Annotated in this window: 23 protein-coding genes; 12 read left to right on the top strand and 11 right to left on the bottom strand. The window is 71.1% G+C overall.

Going from position 1 to position 17618, the window contains the following annotated elements:
- The first annotated feature begins 330 nt into the window (after window positions 1-330).
- The 4 genes from ACFVYI_RS31265 to ACFVYI_RS31250 all read left to right on the top strand — a co-directional run bounded on the left by ACFVYI_RS31265 (window position 331) and on the right by ACFVYI_RS31250 (window position 3852).
- A complete protein-coding gene (locus tag ACFVYI_RS31265; RefSeq protein ID WP_329487983.1) occupies window positions 331-1008 on the top strand; it encodes a response regulator transcription factor in 678 nt (225 codons plus the stop codon).
- 69 nt (window positions 1009-1077) lie between these two features.
- Entirely contained in the window at window positions 1078-2712 is a 1635-nt protein-coding gene (locus tag ACFVYI_RS31260) for an ATP-binding protein (RefSeq protein WP_387891834.1), read from the top strand.
- A complete protein-coding gene (locus tag ACFVYI_RS31255; RefSeq protein ID WP_387891832.1) occupies window positions 2709-3116 on the top strand; it encodes a hypothetical protein in 408 nt (135 codons plus the stop codon). Before ACFVYI_RS31260 ends, ACFVYI_RS31255 begins: the two co-directional genes overlap by 4 nt.
- Window positions 3117-3315: 199 nt before the next feature.
- Complete coding sequence (locus ACFVYI_RS31250) at window positions 3316-3852, top strand: VanZ family protein (RefSeq protein WP_387891830.1); 537 nt, start codon at window positions 3316-3318, stop codon at window positions 3850-3852.
- On the opposite strand, the gene ACFVYI_RS31245 is transcribed toward ACFVYI_RS31250, so the two are convergent.
- The 3 genes from ACFVYI_RS31245 to ACFVYI_RS31235 all read right to left on the bottom strand — a co-directional run bounded on the left by ACFVYI_RS31245 (window position 3819) and on the right by ACFVYI_RS31235 (window position 6523).
- Entirely contained in the window at window positions 3819-4181 is a 363-nt protein-coding gene (locus ACFVYI_RS31245) for a ribosomal protein L7/L12 (protein WP_387891828.1), read from the bottom strand. The genes ACFVYI_RS31250 and ACFVYI_RS31245 overlap by 34 nt on opposite strands.
- A 12-nt stretch (window positions 4182-4193) precedes the next feature.
- Window positions 4194-5639 (bottom strand): hypothetical protein, encoded by a 1446-nt coding sequence (locus tag ACFVYI_RS31240; protein WP_387891826.1) that lies wholly within the window; start codon window positions 5637-5639, stop codon window positions 4194-4196.
- Between the two features lie 239 nt (window positions 5640-5878).
- Entirely contained in the window at window positions 5879-6523 is a 645-nt protein-coding gene (locus ACFVYI_RS31235) for a PhzF family phenazine biosynthesis protein (RefSeq protein ID WP_387891825.1), read from the bottom strand.
- Between the two features lie 143 nt (window positions 6524-6666).
- Here ACFVYI_RS31235 and ACFVYI_RS31230 point away from each other — a divergent pair, with 143 nt between their 5' ends.
- Both ACFVYI_RS31230 and ACFVYI_RS31225 read left to right on the top strand, forming a co-directional pair.
- Window positions 6667-7167, top strand: a complete 501-nt coding sequence (locus ACFVYI_RS31230; RefSeq protein ID WP_387891824.1) for a hypothetical protein — start codon at window positions 6667-6669, stop codon at window positions 7165-7167.
- 115 nt (window positions 7168-7282) lie between these two features.
- A complete protein-coding gene (locus ACFVYI_RS31225; protein WP_387891822.1) occupies window positions 7283-7558 on the top strand; it encodes a hypothetical protein in 276 nt (91 codons plus the stop codon).
- A gap of 48 nt (window positions 7559-7606) precedes the next feature.
- Here the strand turns inward: ACFVYI_RS31225 and aspS are convergent, their stop codons facing one another.
- From aspS to ACFVYI_RS31200, 5 genes are all read right to left on the bottom strand, one after another.
- Window positions 7607-8887, bottom strand: a complete 1281-nt coding sequence (aspS, locus tag ACFVYI_RS31220; protein ID WP_387891820.1) for an aspartate--tRNA(Asn) ligase — start codon at window positions 8885-8887, stop codon at window positions 7607-7609.
- Between the two features lie 307 nt (window positions 8888-9194).
- Entirely contained in the window at window positions 9195-10043 is an 849-nt protein-coding gene (locus tag ACFVYI_RS31215) for a helix-turn-helix domain-containing protein (RefSeq protein WP_387891819.1), read from the bottom strand.
- A gap of 14 nt (window positions 10044-10057) precedes the next feature.
- Entirely contained in the window at window positions 10058-10546 is a 489-nt protein-coding gene (locus tag ACFVYI_RS31210) for a DUF6879 family protein (RefSeq protein ID WP_387891817.1), read from the bottom strand.
- A gap of 385 nt (window positions 10547-10931) precedes the next feature.
- Window positions 10932-11402, bottom strand: coding sequence for an NUDIX domain-containing protein (locus ACFVYI_RS31205; RefSeq protein ID WP_387891815.1), 471 nt, complete (start codon window positions 11400-11402; stop codon window positions 10932-10934).
- A gap of 3 nt (window positions 11403-11405) precedes the next feature.
- The gene (locus ACFVYI_RS31200; RefSeq protein ID WP_387891813.1) at window positions 11406-12149 is read right to left on the bottom strand and encodes a helix-turn-helix domain-containing protein; all 744 of its coding nucleotides are present in this window, start codon (window positions 12147-12149) and stop codon (window positions 11406-11408) included.
- Window positions 12150-12590: 441 nt separating this feature from the next.
- Between ACFVYI_RS31200 and ACFVYI_RS31195 the strand changes: the two genes are divergently transcribed.
- Both ACFVYI_RS31195 and ACFVYI_RS31190 read left to right on the top strand, forming a co-directional pair.
- Window positions 12591-12743, top strand: coding sequence for a hypothetical protein (locus tag ACFVYI_RS31195; protein WP_387891811.1), 153 nt, complete (start codon window positions 12591-12593; stop codon window positions 12741-12743).
- The gene (locus ACFVYI_RS31190; RefSeq protein ID WP_387891809.1) at window positions 12740-13930 is read left to right on the top strand and encodes a methyltransferase domain-containing protein; all 1191 of its coding nucleotides are present in this window, start codon (window positions 12740-12742) and stop codon (window positions 13928-13930) included. Before ACFVYI_RS31195 ends, ACFVYI_RS31190 begins: the two co-directional genes overlap by 4 nt.
- A 61-nt stretch (window positions 13931-13991) precedes the next feature.
- On the opposite strand, the gene ACFVYI_RS31185 is transcribed toward ACFVYI_RS31190, so the two are convergent.
- A complete protein-coding gene (locus ACFVYI_RS31185) occupies window positions 13992-14192 on the bottom strand; it encodes a DUF397 domain-containing protein (protein ID WP_387891807.1) in 201 nt (66 codons plus the stop codon).
- 10 nt (window positions 14193-14202) lie between these two features.
- Window positions 14203-15093, bottom strand: a complete 891-nt coding sequence (locus tag ACFVYI_RS31180) for a helix-turn-helix domain-containing protein (protein ID WP_387891806.1) — start codon at window positions 15091-15093, stop codon at window positions 14203-14205.
- Between the two features lie 262 nt (window positions 15094-15355).
- Between ACFVYI_RS31180 and ACFVYI_RS31175 the strand changes: the two genes are divergently transcribed.
- The 4 genes from ACFVYI_RS31175 to ACFVYI_RS31160 are packed head-to-tail and all read left to right on the top strand — an operon-like array spanning window position 15356 to window position 16378.
- Window positions 15356-15727 (top strand): ATP-binding protein, encoded by a 372-nt coding sequence (locus ACFVYI_RS31175; protein WP_387891804.1) that lies wholly within the window; start codon window positions 15356-15358, stop codon window positions 15725-15727.
- On the top strand, window positions 15724-16002 hold the full coding sequence (locus ACFVYI_RS31170) for a hypothetical protein (RefSeq protein ID WP_387891802.1): 279 nt from the start codon (window positions 15724-15726) through the stop codon (window positions 16000-16002). Before ACFVYI_RS31175 ends, ACFVYI_RS31170 begins: the two co-directional genes overlap by 4 nt.
- Window positions 15990-16229, top strand: a complete 240-nt coding sequence (locus tag ACFVYI_RS31165; protein ID WP_387891800.1) for a hypothetical protein — start codon at window positions 15990-15992, stop codon at window positions 16227-16229. The genes ACFVYI_RS31170 and ACFVYI_RS31165 overlap by 13 nt, the downstream gene beginning before the upstream one ends.
- Entirely contained in the window at window positions 16226-16378 is a 153-nt protein-coding gene (locus ACFVYI_RS31160) for a hypothetical protein (RefSeq protein ID WP_387891798.1), read from the top strand. The genes ACFVYI_RS31165 and ACFVYI_RS31160 overlap by 4 nt, the downstream gene beginning before the upstream one ends.
- A gap of 215 nt (window positions 16379-16593) precedes the next feature.
- Here ACFVYI_RS31160 and ACFVYI_RS31155 read toward each other — a convergent pair whose 3' ends face one another.
- Window positions 16594-17349 (bottom strand): helix-turn-helix domain-containing protein, encoded by a 756-nt coding sequence (locus tag ACFVYI_RS31155; RefSeq protein WP_387891796.1) that lies wholly within the window; start codon window positions 17347-17349, stop codon window positions 16594-16596.
- Between the last annotated feature and the right edge of the window lie 269 nt (window positions 17350-17618).

The following is a 17618-nucleotide window of genomic DNA, read 5'->3' as shown; positions in this document are numbered from 1 at the left end:
CGATGACGAACGCGCGGTGCGGTCAGCCGGGTTGGTCCGGGTCTGCAGCCTGGCGTTCATCGTGCGCCCCCTTGGTCGGTACGAGCGGTTCCTGTTGCCGCCGTTCAGCCGGCCTGTTGGCCCGCTGTCCTGCGGCGACATGGAAAATCTTGCCCGCCGGTTGTGATGACGCTGTCCGTCGACTGTCACAGGGCTGTCACAGGGGCGGGCCTTTCGTCCCGCATCGCCTCCCGCCGTGACGGACGCCGGTGGCTCGGGTTCCGGTTCCCGCTCGGGCAGCGGCAGGCGCCGGGGGGTGATTCGGCGCTCCGGGTGAGCCAGAATGAGGCCGTGCCTTTCCTCCTACTGATCGAGGACGACGACGCCATCCGTACCGGCCTCGAACTCGCCCTCACCCGCCAGGGCCACAAAGTGGCCACCGCCGCCTCCGGCGAGGACGGTCTGAGGCTCTTCAAGGAGCAGCGGCCGGACCTGATCGTGCTGGACGTCATGCTGCCCGGAATCGACGGCTTCGAGGTCTGCCGCCGGATCCGCCGCACCGACCAGCTGCCGATCATCCTGCTCACCGCCCGGTCCGACGACATCGACGTCGTGGTCGGCCTGGAGTCCGGCGCGGACGACTACGTCGTCAAGCCGGTGCAGCCGCGCGTCCTGGACGCCCGGATCCGGGCCGTGCTGCGGCGCGGCGAGCGGGAGAGCTCGGACTCCTCCGCCTACGGCACGGTGGTGATCGACCGCGCGGCGATGACCGTCACCAAGGACGGCGAGGACCTCCAACTCACCCCGACCGAGCTGCGACTGCTGCTGGAGCTCAGCCGCCGGCCCGGACAGGCGCTCTCCCGTCAGCAGCTGCTGCGCCTGGTCTGGGAGCACGACTACCTCGGCGACTCCCGGCTCGTGGACGCGTGCGTCCAGCGGCTGCGGGCGAAGGTCGAGGACGTGCCATCGGCGCCGACGCTGATCCGCACGGTGCGCGGGGTCGGCTACCGCCTGGACCCGCCGGCGTGAACGCCCCCGACCACCGCCCCCCGCTCCTGATATCCCGCCTCTCCTGAACTTCCGCAACGACAGGCTCCCGTGACTGACCTTCAGACGACGACCAGCCGCTTCTCCTCGGGCCCGTGGCGACGGCTGCGCTCCCTGCGGGTGCGGCTGATCGCGGTGTTCGCCGCGGTCGCGCTGCTCGCCGCCGTCTCGGCCTCCGGCATCGCGTACTGGCTGAACCGGGACGCGGTGCTCAAGCGCGCCCAGGACACCGCGCTCAACGACTTCCGGGTCTCGCTCACCCGCAACGTCTCCGAGCTGCCCTTGAACGCCACCTGTGCCGAGCTGATCCAGCTGGCCACCAGCGTCGCCAGCTCCGGGCTCAGCTACGAGGTGGTGGTCTCCGACCCCGCCCGCCCGGACTGCGTCGCCTCCTCGGACCCGGTGAACTACACGCTCGCCGACGTCCCGGCCAAGCTGCAGGACACCGTCGCGAAGCCGCGCGAGGTCACCGAGAACAACCCGTACGCGTACCACCTGTACTGGCAGCGGCAGAACCTGGACGGCCGGCCGTTCGTGATCGGCGGCACCAGGGTGGTGCCGACCGGGCCGACGGCGTACATGTTCAAGTCGCTGGAGAACGAGCGGGCCGACCTGAACACGCTCGGCTGGTCGCTGGCGATCGCCACCCTGCTGGCGCTGATCGGCTCGGCGCTGCTCGCCCAGGCCGCGTCGGCGACGGTGCTGCGCCCGGTCAAGCGGCTCGGCGAGGCGGCCCGGCGGCTCGGCGAGGGCCATCTGGACACCCGGCTCGAAGTGGAGGGTTCGGATGAACTCGCGGACCTCGCGAGGACGTTCAACCGCACCGCGGAGTCGCTGCACGAGCAGGTCGAGGAGCTGAGCGCACGGGAGGCGCAGAGCCGGCGGTTCGTCGCCGACATGTCGCACGAGCTCCGCACCCCGCTGACCGCGATGACGGCCGTGACGGACATCCTGGAGGACGAGGCCGAGTCGCTGGACCCGATGATCGAGCCGGCCGTGCGGCTGGTGGTCAACGAGACGCGTCGGCTCTCCGACCTGGTGGAGAACCTGATGGAGGTGACCCGCTTCGACGCCGGTACGGCCAGGCTGGTCGCCGACGAGGTGGACATCGCCGATCTGATCATGTCCTGCATCGACGGTCGGGCCTGGTACGACGCGGTCGAGCTGGACGCCCCGCGCGGTGTCCGGGCCGTGGTCGACCCGCGCCGGCTGGACGTCGTCTTCGCCAACCTGATCGGCAACGCGCTCAAGCACGGCGGCTCGCCGGTGCGGGTGACGGTCCGGGAGGAGGGCCCCCGGGAGAGCGGCCCGGCGGACGAGTCGGTGGGTGGCCCGCTCGGCGGACCGCTCGGCAGCCCGCTGGGTGGACCGCTCGGTGACCCGGAGGGCGGGGTGGAGGGCGGCCCGGCGGTCGGCTCGGTGATCGTCGAGGTCTCGGACAGCGGCCCCGGCATCCCGGAGGACGTGCTGCCGCACGTCTTCGACCGGTTCTACAAGGCGGACAAGGGGCGGGCGCGGTCGGAGGGCAGCGGCCTGGGCCTGTCGATCGCGATGGCCAACGCACAGATCCACGGGGGGACGATCACGGCCGCCAACGGGGAGGTGGGGGCGGTGTTCACGCTGACGCTGCCGCGGACCCAGCCTCCTCCGCCGCCGGCCGCCGACTCCGAGGAGAGTGCGCAGTGACCTCCCGTCCGTCCATTCCGGCGTGGCCGGCCCGTCCGTCCCGCCCTGCCCGCCCGGCGCGTGCGGTCCGGGTGTCCCGTCCGGCCCGGGTGTTCGGCGCCGCCGGGCTGGTGGCCCTGGCCGCCCTCGCCGCCGGGTGCGGCATCCGCCCGACCGCCGTCCCGGTGGACGCGGGCGCGCCCGCCAGCCGGACGGCCTGCCCGACCGCGCCGACCATACCGACGGCCCCGGCCGCGCCGTCGCCGGTCGGCCCGACGGCACCCGCCGCGCATGCCTCGGTGAAGCCGTTCGCGAGCCCGGCGCCGTCGGTCACGCGGGCCTCCGGACCGTCCACCCCGCCGGCGGACAAAGTGTTCAGCGCGGTGGCGTCGCCGTCCCCGACCGCCTCGCCCACCTGCCGCTGATCGATTCCGCCCAGTTCCGACCCGATCGGACCGGGCTGGGGCTGCTTCGGGCCGCCCCGGGCCGCTCCAGGCCGCTCCAGGCCGCTCGCCGGGCGTGCGGCGGAATGTTCACGCCGGGCGTGGAACCGCCGCGCCACCGGCTCACGTCCTTCCCCGCGTGCAGCGAGATGGCACCAGGGCACGCGAGCAGCGTTCCGTCGTGCGGACCGAGACCGGACCGGCGGCGGCCGTCCACCGTCCCCTACGGATGGCGGGCCTCGTCGGCCTCGTCCTCCACCTGGCCCTGGCCGGCTGGTCGGTGCTGAGACCCTTGCCGGTGGCCTGGGTCTACGACGCCAACCTGACGCCGCTGGCCTCGCTCCGCTCCTCCACCGCCTGGCAGTTGCTCGGCGAACTGCTCCTGCTGGCCCCGCTCGGCGTCCTGCTCCCGCTCGCCGGCGGCCGCCTCCGGGCCCCCTGGCTCCCCTCGTTCCTCCGCACCACGGGTGCCTCCGCGCTGCTGGCCACCGCCCTGGAGTTCCTCTCCTCCTGGACGCCGGGCCACGTCCTGAACGTCGACCACATACTGTTCGCCACCGTCGGTGTGGTCATCGTCCACCTGGCCCTGGTGCCCGCCTGCCGGTCCCTGCTGCTCCGGCCCCGCCGGCCGCGGGCCGTCCGGCCGGCGCCCGCCCCGGCCCCCGCGCCGACCCCCGCTCCCGTCTACGCGGAGCCCTTCTCGTCCCACGGCCACTGAGGCGGCTCGCTGCTCGCCGGACAGTAGTAGGCCCCGGGAGCGGCCACCGCGCACGGGGCGGGGTCGATCAGCCGCCCGCGCTCGGGGGCGTCCCGCCCGCACGCCCGGCACCGCACCGCGACCCGCCCCCCGGCCGCCCGCAGCCGGGCCACCACGGCGTCCAGGTCCCGCAGGTTTCCCTCCCGCACGGGGGCCGGCAGGTCGTCCAGGAGCAGCTTGCCGTGCCAGAGGCTCGACCCGGTCACCACGCGGACGGCGCGGAGCAGCTCGATCCGCCGCTCACCCGCGCCGGCGCCGATCAGCTCCGCGACGAACTGCGGTTCCTCCACCGGGCCGGGAGGTCAGCGACCGAGGTGGCGAGCACGCTGGCGGCGGCGCACGACCAGGATGCCCAGGGTGCCCACGCCCATCGCGATCGCCGTGGCGCCGGTGATCGCCATCGGCGCGGAGGAGGACCCGCCGCCGGTCGACGCCAGCGTCGAGGTCGGAGCCGGAGCCGGAGCGGCCGCGTCGGCCGGGTGGCCCGGCGCCGAGCCGGTGACCTGCACCGCCGCGACCACCGCGGCGGCGGACGGCGAGGTCGCGACCGGAGCCGGAGCAGCCGGCGGGCTCGCCGCCCCGGTGGGGGTCGCGGTGGCCGTGACCGTGACCGTGGGTGTGGGCGACGCCGGGGCGGACGGCGTGCCGGAGCCGCTCGGCGCCACGACGGTGAACCCGACCGCCCGGCTGGAGGTCGTGACGCCGAGCCCGCCGCCCTCCGGCAGGCTGTAGCCGGTCAGCAGCACCGAAGCGGTACCGACCGGCGCGTCACCGGCGAAGGCCAGCCGGACGTCGATCGTGCGGGACGCGCCGTCCCGCAGGTCGACGAGGTCGGCCTCCTTGTTGCCCGAGCTCAGCCCCAGGTGCAGCCGGCCCGTCGCGGGGTCCTCCGACCGGGGCCTGGCGGCCAGCCACTCGCCCTGCGGGGTCCGGAATTCGAGCCGGACCACGTCGGCGGGCATCGGGTGCTCCACCTGGACGGTGACCTCGGGGAGGACGTGGATGTCCTTGCCGCTGTGGTTGGCGACGACCAGCTTGAAGGGCTTCGCCTGGCCTCCCGCGGTGAAGGAGCCGGGGACGCCTTCGACGCTCAGCTCCGCCGGACCGGGCGCGGTGGCCGGCGGCGGGGTGCTCGGACCGCCGACCGGGGCGATGGTGAAGCGCCCGTACTCGCTGGAGGGGCTGGAGATCCGCTGCTCCGGGGGCAGCGTCGGGTCCGACACCACGGCCCGGAATCCGGCCGTCGCCGCGCCGCCGACGGCATCGGCGGTGACGGCGAGGCGCAGCCGGTAGGTGACCGAGGCCCCGGCGGGCACGCTGATCCTGGTGGCGAAGGTGTCGAGCTCCCACACGGCGCCGACGCGCTGGCCCGGGCTGAGCAGGGCGCTCTTCCACTGGGTGGCGCCGGGCGCCTGGAACTCCAGCTTGAGCTGGGTCTCCTTGATGCCGGAGTTGACGTCCGCCAGGGTGAACCCGGTCGTGGCGTCGACCGCGTGGTCGGCGGAGTTCCTCAGGGTCGCGGTGAACTCGACCGGCGCCGCACCGGCGGTGAAGGTGCCGGGGAGACCGTCCAGCGTGATCGACACCGGACCGCTCTGCGCCCGGGTGCTCCCGGGCCCCTGCGGGCCCTGGGTGCTCCGGGGAGCCGACGGGGCCGCGAGGGCGGCCGGGGCGGAGGCCAGGGCGGCGCCGGAAACCAGGGTTGCGGTGGCGGCCAGGGCGAGGAAGCTGCGGTGCTGAGTACGCAATGGAACCTCACGGAGGAGAGCGGGCCTAGCCCGGCAGAGAGGGGGTCGCCAGGACTGTGTGGGAACCCGTCGCAGGCCATGACCGTCCCGCTGCTTCTTCGCCCCCAAACTCCAGCAACGGCGGCATCATATCCGAACGTGTGGACCATTCATGAAGGAGTTTCGGTCGCCGGGACGAACACTCGGCGCGGACCCGGGAAAGCGCCCGCGCCGCCCGGTTCCCCCGGTCCCCCGGCCCGTTACCGGGCTCGCCGCACCCTGCCGCCGACCTCGATCAGAGCGCCGGACCGGACGTCCGTGACGAGCTGCGAACCGAGCCCCTGGGTGATCGTCAGACCGCGTCCGAGTTCGGCCGTGAGCAGCAGCGCGGCGGCGCCGGTGGCCTCGTCCTCGTCGATCCCGTCACCGCGACCGGGGAAGGCGCGCGCCCGTACGGTGCCCGCCCGCTCGTCCTGCCAGGCCCAGGCGTAGATCCACTCCCCCGGCGGCGGGACGTCCAGGGCGTCCACCTCGGCCGCGGAGCCGTACTGCTTCAGCGTGCGCCCCGGCGCCCACGCGGCGCGGGCCTCGATGCGGGTGAACTCGGCGTCGTGGCGCACCCGTACGGTGCCGGCGGCGGTCACCAGCTCGTCCACGCCGAGCAGCCAGGCCGCGCCGACGCACGGGTGGCCGGCGAACGGCAGGCGGACACTCGGCGTGTAGATGTCGATCGCGCCGCGCTCGGCGTCGTCGACGAAGACGGTCTCGCTGAAGCCGAGTTCGCGGGCGACGGCCAGCCGGTCCGCCTCGCCGGGGACGGCCGCGCCGGCCCGGACCACACCGAGTTCGTTGCCGTGCTCGCCGTCGGGGCCGCAAAAGACCCGAAGGACCTCATAGTCAGTCATTCGTCCACCCAACCACGGGCGGGGGGCGGATTCAGCAATGAGTCCGTGACGAAAACGCGGCGGCGAATGTCGGTGGGCTCCAGTACTGTGCGCTCTCGTCCCCATCGGTTTTCCCCTTCTCACCTCCCACAGGAATTGCTTCCGTGAACCTCGACTTCACCCTTGAACCCCTTTTCTCCTGGTATGTCGTGCTGCTGGCGATCAGCGGCATCGCCATGGTCGTCCTCGGCGCGATCAACCTCGGCGGCGGCCTGAGCGCCGGCTGGCGCGTCATCAACGTGATCGCCGGTATCGCGTTCGCGGGCTACGCGTACTACCTCGCGTTCGTCTTCGAGGGCGGCGAGTACCGGATGTTCTTCCAGGCGTTCATCCTGCCGGTGCTGCTGATCGTCAACGCCGTGAAGGCGATGGTGGCCCGCAGCAACGCCCCGGCCCCGCAGCCGGTCCCGTACCCGGGGGCGTACGACCCGAACGCGCAGTACAACCCGAATGCGCAGTACAACCCGAACGCCGCGCAGAACCCCTACGCGCAGCCGGTCCCGCCGCAGGGCGCCCCGGCCCCGTACGCCGCCCCGGTGCCGCCGGCCGCCCCGGGTGCCCAGCCCGGCGCGCAGCCGCAGCCCCCGCAGTACCCGGCGGGCTGATCCCGGTGGTCGGCGCCGCTCTTCCGGTGGCCGGCCACCCCTGGTCGAATGGCGGAGCACCGGTTCACGCATCCGCCGCCGAACCTGTTTCGGCAGTACCCCGCAGAGGCCGACGATGACACCTGACGATGCGGACCCCGCGCCCTCCCCGGACCGCAGCGAGGAGCCGCCCGACCTGGGCGACGCCCATGTCGGGCTGCTCGTGGCCCTGGGCGCGGTGGCCATCACCTGGTGGGTCGCCGAGCGGCCCGGGTGGTCCCTGGCCATCGTGGCCGTCCTCGCCGTCTGGTTCGTGGTCGCGTTGGCCTTCATCACCGCGCTCGGCGGCCGCGGCCGCAGTGCCGTCCGCCGCGCCTACGCCGCCACCTTCGGCTGGCTGACGTACTTCTGACGCGTCCGCCGCCGCCCCGCCCGGGGCGACGGCGGACGGCTGGGCGGGTCAGGGCGTCAGGCGGTGCAGGTCCCGGGGGAAGAGCGTGGTGCGGCGGATGTTGTCCGCCTCCGTGAGCCGGGCCGTCCAGCGTTCCAGGCCGAGTGCGAAGCCCCCGTGCGGGGGCATCCCGTGGGCGAAGGAGCGCAGGTAGCCCTCGTACGGCTCCACCGGTTCGCCCCGGGCGGCGAGCGCGGTGAGGTAGTCCTCGTACCGGTGCAGCCGCTGGCCGCCGGTGACCAGCTCCAGCCCCCGGAAGAGCAGGTCGAAGCTGTTGGAGTACTCCGGCCGGCCCGGCTCCGGGTGGGTGTAGAACGGCCGCTTGCGCATCGGGTACCCGACCACGAACAGGAACTCGCTGCCGTGCTCGCGCCGCGCCCACTCGCTGAGCCACCGCTCGTGCGCGGGCGCGAGGTCCGGTTCGTCGGCGCCCAGCAGCCGCATCGCCTCGGCGAAGTGGATCTGCGGGATCTCGGCCGGTACGACGGGCAGTTCCACCGAGAGCAGCTCGACCGCGTCCGCCGCGCGGACGGCGACGGAGGCCAGCATCCCGGCCACGGCCTCGCGGACGACGGCCATCACCTCGCGGTGGTCGGTGATGAAGCCGAGTTCGGCGTCGAGACTGGTGTACTGGGCCAAGTGGCGCGCGGTGTCGTGCGGTTCGGCCCGGAACACCGGGCCCGTCTCGTAGACCCGCTCGAACACCCCGACCATGGCCTGCTTGAAGAACTGCGGCGACTGCGCCAGGTAGGCCGGGCGGCCGAACCAGTCGAGGGCGAAGACGTTCGCACCGGACTCGGTGGCCGAGGAGACCACCTTCGGCGTCTGGATCTCGGTGAAGCCGAGACCGTCGAGGGCGGCGCGGAATCCGGCCACCGAGGCCGCCGTGATCCGGTGCGGGGCGGCGAGGCGCGGGTGGCGCAGGGTGACCGGCGCGCCGTCCAGGATCACCGGGAGCGCGGCCGGGACGGTCGGGCGGAAGAGGCTGAACGGCGGCGGCTCGGCGAGGCTGGAGAGCACCTCGACGACGGGCCCGGTCAGTTCGACGCCGTTGGGCGCCTGGGCGTTGGCCGTCACCGTGCCCCGGATCCGCAGGACGGTCTCCTCGGGGATGTCGGCCACCCCTTCGGGGGCCACCACCTGGGCGAGGCCGGAGCGGTCCCGCAGGACGAGGAAGGTGACGGACTTCAGTGCGCGGCGGCGGTGCAGCCAGCCGCAGAGTTCGATGGACTCGCCGACATGGCCGGGTAGTTCGGCGGCCAGGACACGGGCGGTCGTCGGGTGGATCATCGCGGCCCTCCACGGGCGTCGTGGTGATCCCTTGGGAGTGCGGGCGAGAAGGGGACTCGCGGTGCCACCGCACTTTCGCCGCCGCCGATGAAGACGGCGGCCTCGTTCCGGCCCGATGACGGGGGCCGACCGGCGGGGCATTTCCTCCCCGCACTCGGGAGTGTCTTCCCTCCGGGCGGTGAGGCCGCCTTCACAGCAACCGGCGACTCTCTCGGCTCACGGGGCCTGGAGGTACTCGTCTCCCTCGACGTGTTGAGGAGGAGCGTAGGTCGCGCCCGAGCGCCCCGCAACGGGATTCCCCGTCGCCTCAGCCCAGCGCCTCTCCCGCTGCGGCGATCAGGGCGCGGGCCTGCTCGCCGTGGACGGCCTGCTCGGCCAGTTCGCCGAAGGCCTGGACGTACAGGGCGATCTCGGTGGGCTGGCTGATGGTGAGGTACCCGGAGACCAGCTCCACGTTCACCTGGGCCGCGTCGTAGATCCAGAAGCCCTCGACGGGCATCCGCACGCGGTCCGGACTCATGGGCACGACGCCGAGGCTCACGTTGGGCAGCGTGCCGACGGTGAGCAGGTGGGCGAGCTGCTCGCGCTGGACGTCCCGGCCGCCGGGGCCGGAGCGCAGCACGGATTCCTCCACCAGGAAGGCGAACCGGCGGTCGCCTTCGTAGAGGATCCGCTGCCGCTCCATCCGCACATCCACGGCGGCGTCCACGTCGTCCACGGTCAGGCGGCGGCGCTGGATCGCCCGGAGCACCGAGGCGGTGTACGCGCGGGTCTGGAGCATTCCGGGGACCAGCCAGGAGGAGTAGGCGCGGAAACGGCGGGTGCGCTGGTAGCGCGGGAGAACCGCCTCCTGTGCCCGCTTCAAGCCGTCCTTCTCCATGCGCCGCCATTCGACGAACATGCCGTCGACCGCCCGCAACGAGGCGATGAGGTCCGGCGCCCGGTCGTCGGCCCCGGACGCCCGACACCAGGCCAGAAGATCGCCGGGCGAGGGCAGCGTCCGGGCGTTCTCGATCCGCGAGGACTTGGACGGATGCCAGCCACAGAGCTGGGCGAGCTCCCGCCCGGACAGGCCTGCCTCCCGCCGGATCTCGCCGAGTCGATCGGCGAGATCCCGACGGGCCTGCTGAACACTTGACGATGCTGGATCGGACATGCGCTTTCGGCCGCTCAGCGCGGCCGGTACTCCTCGTGGGGAACGGCCCGCTGCCACACGGATTCGAAGGCTGATCCGCACAGCTCGGCCAGGGCTTGGTCGGTCACGTACTCGCGGCCGTCGATGTCGAGTTGGCCGTCGCCGGTGAAGTGGTGGAAGAGCACGGTCTCGTCGTCGAAGACCCAGAAGTCCGGTCCGGGGAGCGCGAGATCGCGGGTCTGGCGCCTGGGCAGCCAGCGCACCAACTCCCCTGCGGCGCGATTGCCGAACGTCTCGTCGTACTCGAAACGGACGTAGTCGCTGATCGGCTCCGAGACGATGCGTGCCCGCCGGACGACCACGCCTCGGGCCACCGCCGCGCCGACCACGTCGTGCCAGGACCCCCACCAGGAGGCCCGGTGGGCATGGTCCGTTCGATGCCCGCTCTGCCAGGCGATGAAGGCTGGATCGTCCCGCATGTAGCTGTCGCGCATCTCCAGGTGCACGGCCGAACGCCGGGCCACGGCCAGAGCCTCACGAGCTGGTGGTTGCACACTCTCCCCCGAAGCATGAGCGGGCGACGTTCCGCCGCAAGACTTCTCCCGGGATGCTCGCGGGGTCAAGAACGCTGCCCCGGCGCCCGGAGGCACCGGGGCAGCGCAGGGGCGCATCCGTGCAATCCGCTGCAACCGCATTGGGGCAACTCTCCGGCCTTCGAGCGGCTCGAAGTGCTGACCGGGAAGTACGGGGACGAGGGCGACAAGCTTCTCTTCAAGATCCTGCGGCGCGGGGAGCATGAGGCAACCGGCGAGGCCGACCTTGCTCTCCGATACGACCACGCTGTGCCTCTCGCCCGGGTGGTTGCTGCCTACGGCAGCCAGCTCCCGACGAACGGCGTCGTCACTCCGCTCAGCCGAGGTAGGGAGCGGCCCTCTGCTCCAGGAAGTGCTGGATTCTCAGCTGTTGGGTGTGGTGCATCGGGAGACCGGCGATCTCGTCGGGCGCGACGAACCGTAGATCGGTGGACTCGTCGGAGATGCGTAGCTCGCCGTTGACTGCCCGGGCGGTGAAGCAGACGTTGAACTGCTGTCGCACCTCCCCGTCGGAGTAGGCGATGACGTGCCGGGGGTCGGTGTAGGTACCGACCAACCCGGTGATCTCCACTTCGAGCCCGGTCTCCTCCCGGACCTCACGCACCGCCGTCCCCGGCAGCGACTCGCCGAAGTCCATCGTCCCACCGGGCAGCGCGTACAGGCCGTTGTCGGTACGCCGCTGGAGCAGAATGCGGCCGGCGTCATCCGTAACGACCGCGGAAGCCGCCACCACAAGCCGATTGGGCCTGGGCGCATCGGGATCGTCGTAGTACTCGGTCCGTGCCACGTCTCAGTTCTCCTCAACTGGTCGCGCCGCACTCCACACCGCATCGAAGCTCGAAGTGTAAGTGTCGAACAGCCCGTTCGTACCTGCACGACGCAGATGCCAAACGAGGGCACCGAAGGCGTTGACACCCCACACATGGGCGTTCACAAGGATCTGATCGTCCGCCCGGTACAGGCTGTTGTAGAGCGTGGTTCCGTGTGTGCGAATCTCGATACCGGGAGTCCCGAGCAGCGGCCGGTAGTGCATCAGGGCGATCATGCACCGGGACTCGATTCCATGGCCGAACCGTTCCTCCGCACCTCGCTGCCTGACCCTCTCACTGTCGGAGTCACCGAGCGCCAGCCTGACTGTGCACCCGTCGGCAGCGCGCTCGCTGAGCAGTCTGTTCAGCCGTGGATACGCCTCATGGAGAAAGACTGCGGCGTAGACCAGAACATCAATGCGCTCAGTGGCCCTGCCCAGCAAGTCGACGAACGCGGACACCGGCACGTCAGCACGCTGCTCGTACAGGGCGACCAGTTCGGGACTCACCGCCCGCGCGGCGCGTGGCTGCCGAAGGCCGGGCCAGAGTGCGAACAGGTCCTCTCCTAGGACTTCCGCAGCAAGTACGGCCGTCTTCAACCGGGGTGAACGGTTCTGGTTCACCCACCGTTCGACGGACTTGGCGTCGACCCCGGCCTTCTCTGCCAACGCACCGTACGTCCAACCACCGGACGTCATGGCGACCTTCAGTCTTTCGTTGAGCACCCTTTCCGCCCCTCGCAGATGCCGGACTCGCCAAGGGACGTTCTACCGCACCGGGGACGTTCCGAAGTGTCCTTCGAGCGAGGTTCCACCGTCCTGGGCAACAGCGGAATCCTGGTGCCAACCCGGTCGACCGAGGCCTCCGTGGAGCCGAAATGCCCTCACAGGACCCGGCCCGGGCGCTTTGAAGGCATTCGGCGGGACAGGGCCGGTCGACACAAAGCGGCAAGCGAGACCGAGGGAATCGCTTGGCCCGACTGAGTACGGAGGACAGCATGCTCATGCGAGACGGGAGACCTGGCAGCGGTGGCGACACCTCGGATGGCGATGGGCCCGGCGAACGCCCGAAGCCGTCCGATCGACCGCCCGGTCCGATGCCGCCCGAGGGTCCGCGCCCAGCGGCCTGATCCACCTCGACACCGCAGCAGTAGAGGGAGAAACACCATGGCATGGGGAACCGGCAAGGGCGGCGGCTCCGGCGGAGGCAGCGGCCCCAACGACGGCGGGCAGGGCAAGCACGCCGGCGACAAGGATCCGGGGAAGTCCGCGCCCAATCCTGACACCGACAAGCCGAAGCCGGAGCCGAAGCACAAGTGAGCTGGAACCAGCAGCAGGAGCAGGCCGCCGTCCGCGGCCTGCTCCTCGCCGTACGTGATGAACTCGGCCACGCGGTGGCCGGCGAGTGGCAGGCGGCGGCGCTCGCCGCACCACGACACCGCTTCCTCCCGGAGCTGATCTGGCTCCGGGACGACCAGGGCCGGTACATGGCTTGTGACCGGCTGGCGAGCCCGGAGGTCTGGTTCACCGCGGCCTACGCCGACGATGCGGTGGTGACGCAGGTCAACGACGGCGAAGCACCTGCGGAGGACGACGAGCCGTGGCCGTCGTCCTCCGCCTCCGCGCCGTCAGTGGTATTCCGCATGCTCGAAGCGCTCGATCTCTCGGCGGGCATGAAGGTGCTGGAGATCGGTACCGGCACCGGCCTCACCGCAGCCTACCTCGCGCACCGGCTGGGCGACTCCAACGTGGTCACCGTCGAGGTGGACGAGGCGCTCGCCGAGCGAGCACGGGCAACGTTGAAGGCGAACTCCCTGAGCCCCAGCGTGATCTGTGCGGACGGCCAGGACGGCTGGAAGCAACAAGCACCGTACGACCGGGTGTCGGCCACCTGCTCGGTCACACGCGTGCCGATCGCGTGGATCGAACAGACCAAGCCCGGCGGCGTAATCCTCACACCATGGGACAACCCGTGGATCTGCTGGGGTCTGCTGAGGCTCGCGGTGAGGGGGGACGGCGCGGCGGAGGGCCGGTTCAGCCCGTACAGCGCCTTCATGACGCTGCGCGCCCAGCGGCAGCAGCTACGGATCTACCGCGACGTGGTGCGGGACGAGCACCGCCCGGACGAGTCCTCGACCGGCCTCGACCCGCGACTCGTGGCTGGGGAAAGTTGGGAAGCCGACTTCGCGGTCGGCCATCGACTCGGTGACGTCTGGTACGTCTGGCACGACGAGCCGGAGATGGAAGGGGTACAGCGGCGGCTCTGGCTCGCCACGACGGACTGCACGTCGTGGGCCGCCGTCGACTGGGACGGGGACGAGAACGCCAACCGGTACGCGGTGTGGCAGTACGGCTCTCGGCACCTGTGGGACGAGGCCGAGGCGGCATACGGGTGGTGGGGCAGCCACGGGCGCCCCGGCCCCGAGCGCTTCGGTCTCACGGTGAACGGCGAGGAGCACCGGATCTGGCTGGACGCCCCGGAGAACGGCTGGACGCTACGCGGTTGAGGAATGCGAACAAGGGGGCGGGGCGGCCAAGCGGCCGCCCCGCCCCCTTCGCGTGCACAGTTCAGATGAGGTGGTCGAACTCGCCGGCCTTCACTCCGAGGATGAAGGCACGGAGCTTGGCCGCGTCTGTCGTGACGACCACGTCAGGGTCGTCCGACTCGCGAAGATGACGCAGGTCGCCAGCGCCAGAGGCCAGTTCGAGGCAGTTGTTGGAGCCTTCACCTTCGCTGTATGAGGACTTCTGCCAGGAGAGATGGAACATCGGGTGCCTTTCAGCTCTGGAGCAGATAGAGGAGATGCTGAATGAGCCCCAGCGAACTGCGAGCGGAAAGGTCGCGCAGAGGCCCGCTCGTATCGACGGCAGGCAACGCAACATCACTCAGCTGCTGGAGCTTTCGACGGTAGGCCACGATGTCGGCCTGATCTCCAAGATGCTCGGCATGCCTTGGTGCGTCCAGAATAACGGTCGAAAGATCAGCACAACCAGGGTCACAGAGGAGGAACGAGGCCGAGAGAGGTGCGTGGTTCGGCGCTGTGAACGGGATGACCTGGATGGTGACGCTGGGAAGCTCTGCCATGTCGACGAGGTGCAGCAACTGAGCCCGCATGACGTCGTCACCGGCGAATCGCATGCGCAATGCAGCCTCATGAATAACGAACCGGAACTCGCGCCGCCCGCCATCAGTCAGAATCCGCTGCCGTTCCATCCGGAACCGGACCTGCGTCTCCTGATCCCAGACACTCGACCGGTTCGAGCTCTCGTAGATCGCCCTCGCATATCCGGGCAACTGAAAGGCGCCCGGGATGTAGAGGCTGTCGTAGCTGGCCAGCGAGACCGCCCGGTCCTCGACCTCTGCCAGATCCAGCGCGAGCGTCGGGACCTTCCCCTTGAACTCCGTCCACCAGCCCTTGCCATCGCTGGCGCCAAGCTCGTGAAGGATCGAAGCATAGGTCTCATCCGTGCACCCATAGGTACCGAGCAGCGTCGTCAAGCGCGCCGGGTCGAGCCCAGTACGAGCCGCCTCGATGTGGCTCAACTGCGGTCCACCCATGCCGATCGTGGCACCGGCGTCCTTCACCGCCAGCCCAGCAGCCTCACGCAGTCTCCTCAGCTCAGCGCCGAACCGCTTCTGCCGCTCGCTGATTTGAGTCCTGAGAGCCAAGGGTCTTCCTTCCGTGTCGGAGCAGTTTCCCGCTTCGAGAGCACCGGGCGCCACTCACAAGAGTGAGGTCACCCAGCCCGAGGGGCCATTTCGGGCGATCGTGTTGCACGCGTGGAACTCGTGCCCCTACTCTCAGTGTTGCACCGATCACACGACGGAGTGTCAGTAATGCCCTGCCCGGGCGCCGCAGAGCAGCCATGTGCGGCCTGGCTCACGGTCACATCTCCGCCGCGAACTCCCTCTCCTCTTCCGGAGGTTCTTCGTGCGTGCCTTCAACTCCCCTCCCCCCGACTGGTCCGCCGCCCGCCACGAGCTGCGCGAGGCCCTCGCCCTCTCCAACTGGCCGCCGGACGTCATCTCCGACGCCGAACTCGCCCTGCATGAACTGTTCGTCAACGCCTGGCGCCATGCGGGCAGCCAGGCGCCCCTCGTGGTCGTCGTCCTCCTGAACCGCACCCTCCGGGTCTCGGTCACCGACGACAGCCCCGAGCTCCCCGAGCAGAGAACGTCCGCCGACCCGTACGAACTCTCCGGTCGCGGACTCCACTTGGTCCGCTCCCTCACCCACCGCTTCGGCACCGACCCGCGCAAGTCGGGCAAGTCCGTCTGGTTCGAGCTGGACGCCGCCGCGTGAACCCCGACCGCCGGCCGATCCGGCCCACCGACCCCCGCGTCCGCGCCTACACCGAGGCGCAGATCACCACTCTCCTCGCCGAACTCCACGAGCGCGGCCGCAAGTTCGGCATCGTCTGGCCGAGCTCCGGCACCGACCGGACCATCGACGGCCGCGTCCTCGTCCGCTTCGGCACCGCGCCCTCCACCACCCTCCTGAACCTCCTCAACCTCCTCCTCGACGCCGAGCGCACCGCCGACCAGGCCCCCGAGCGAGGTGACCCGTGGGCGTCCTGATCCCCCTCCTCACCCAGGCCATCCACACCGAGCGCACCACCATCGCCTACCTCGCCGTGGAGGCCGTCCCCGACGCCGCGCTCCAACTCCGCGTCGCCGTCGACCTCGACGTCCACGCCGGCCCGGGCGAGCACCTCGCCATCCCCCTCACCCGCGACCAGGCCGACGAACTGCTCCACGAACTCGCCGCCCGCCTCGGCCGCCGCGTCATCGGCGTTCAGCGGTGAGCCTCGGCAGCTCCGCCGGCTTCCTCGTCGCCACCGCCTTCGTCACGCTCCTCGCCCTCGCGCTGCTCACCGTCGTGCTCGGCGTGATCACCGCGCTCAAGGTGAACCGGCGCAGCGACGACGACTCCACCTCCGGCATACCCCGCTGATCACCCCTGCCGGTCACCCCGCCCGGCGGCTGCCGCCCCAGCCGCCGTGCCCCTCTCCCCCACACAGGAAGTCGGCCCGCCCGACTTCCCACTCCACCCCCACCCTCCGGGGGCATTGCAGACTTGCCTCTCACCGTCCGGGCAAGCGAAAGCAGGGCCTCCCCTCAGGGAAGCCCTGCCCCACATCACGCCAACCCCGTCGACTCCGCCTCCCCCTATCCGCGCTCCGAACTCGGCGCCGCAGCACCGCCCGAGGGCGCTTCAGGCTTCGTGTGGAGGATGTCGCGGGCCTGCTCCGCCGCGCGGGCGATGCTCTCGGAGACGAAGTCGAGGAAGCGGGCGACGTTCTCCAGCCGCACGGCGGCGGGCGTCTCGGGGCCGAGGACGCCGACGCCCTGCCGTGCGGTCTCGACGATCTGAGCGGTGGACCGGGCGCTGGCGATCATCGACTGGTACCAGATGTCGTCGTCGACGACGTAGCGCTCACGGCGTCGCTCGTCGCGCTCCCGACGGACGAAGCCCTGGCTCTCCAGGAAGGCGATCGCCTTGGAGATGGAGGCCGGGCTGACCTGGAGGCGCTGGACGAGTTCGGACGCGGTGAGGCTGCCCGTGTCGGTGAGGGTCAGACAGGCCATCACCCGGGACATCATCGTGGGCATGCCCGACCCCATGAGGACGGTGGTGAACGTCTCCTCGTACGCGCGCACCGCCTCGGCGTCGCGTCCGTGGGCCTGCTCGGGTGCGCCCGGCCCCCGGGGGGCGGTCTGCCCGCGTCGGTGGGTGCGGCGTTCGGTGGCACGGTGGGCCAGGTCGGCGCGGTAGGCGGTGGGGCCGCCGTTGCGCATCACCTCCCGCGTGACGGTCGAGGTCGGGCGGTCGAGACGTCTGGCGATCTCGGCGTAGGCGAGGCCGTCGGCCACTCCCAGCGCGATCTGCTGGCGTTCCTGCTGGGTGAGCCTGCCTCCCGGCATCGCGGTCTCCTTCGTGTGTCCGTGGTGCCCCCAGCATAGCGTTCACTCTCAACTCATTGCAACGAACAGGGCGGTCGTCGTTGCATTTGATTCCAGACCTTCGCAACGATATCTAGGCTTTGACCTGCAGTGATACTGATTCGGCGCAACGAACTTGTTGCCGAGACATGGAAAGCAACGTAGCTTTTGCGGAGTCAGAAACGACCAGCGCAGCAGGAGAGACCATCATGCAGAAGTTCGCCACCACCGCCCCGATCGCCGCCGTCCTC

The organism is Kitasatospora sp. NPDC058218, from assembly GCF_042882445.1.
GTDB lineage: Bacteria > Actinomycetota > Actinomycetes > Streptomycetales > Streptomycetaceae > Kitasatospora.
Note: the sequence above shows the minus strand (reverse complement) of the source record. Positions and strands in the feature narration are given on the sequence as shown.

Bases quoted from the DNA above. Each gene is read 5' to 3' on its own strand.
- ACFVYI_RS31235 (WP_387891825.1), bottom strand. From the start codon at position 6,523: ATGACTGACTATGAGGTCCTTCGGGTCTTTTGCGGCCCCGACGGCGAG.
- ACFVYI_RS31225 (WP_387891822.1), top strand. From the start codon at position 7,283: ATGACACCTGACGATGCGGACCCCGCGCCCTCCCCGGACCGCAGCGAG.
- aspS (WP_387891820.1), bottom strand. From the start codon at position 8,887: ATGATCCACCCGACGACCGCCCGTGTCCTGGCCGCCGAACTACCCGGC.
- ACFVYI_RS31215 (WP_387891819.1), bottom strand. From the start codon at position 10,043: ATGTCCGATCCAGCATCGTCAAGTGTTCAGCAGGCCCGTCGGGATCTC.
- ACFVYI_RS31195 (WP_387891811.1), top strand. From the start codon at position 12,591: ATGGCATGGGGAACCGGCAAGGGCGGCGGCTCCGGCGGAGGCAGCGGC.
- ACFVYI_RS31185 (WP_387891807.1), bottom strand. From the start codon at position 14,192: ATGTTCCATCTCTCCTGGCAGAAGTCCTCATACAGCGAAGGTGAAGGC.
- ACFVYI_RS31155 (WP_387891796.1), bottom strand. From the start codon at position 17,349: ATGCCGGGAGGCAGGCTCACCCAGCAGGAACGCCAGCAGATCGCGCTG.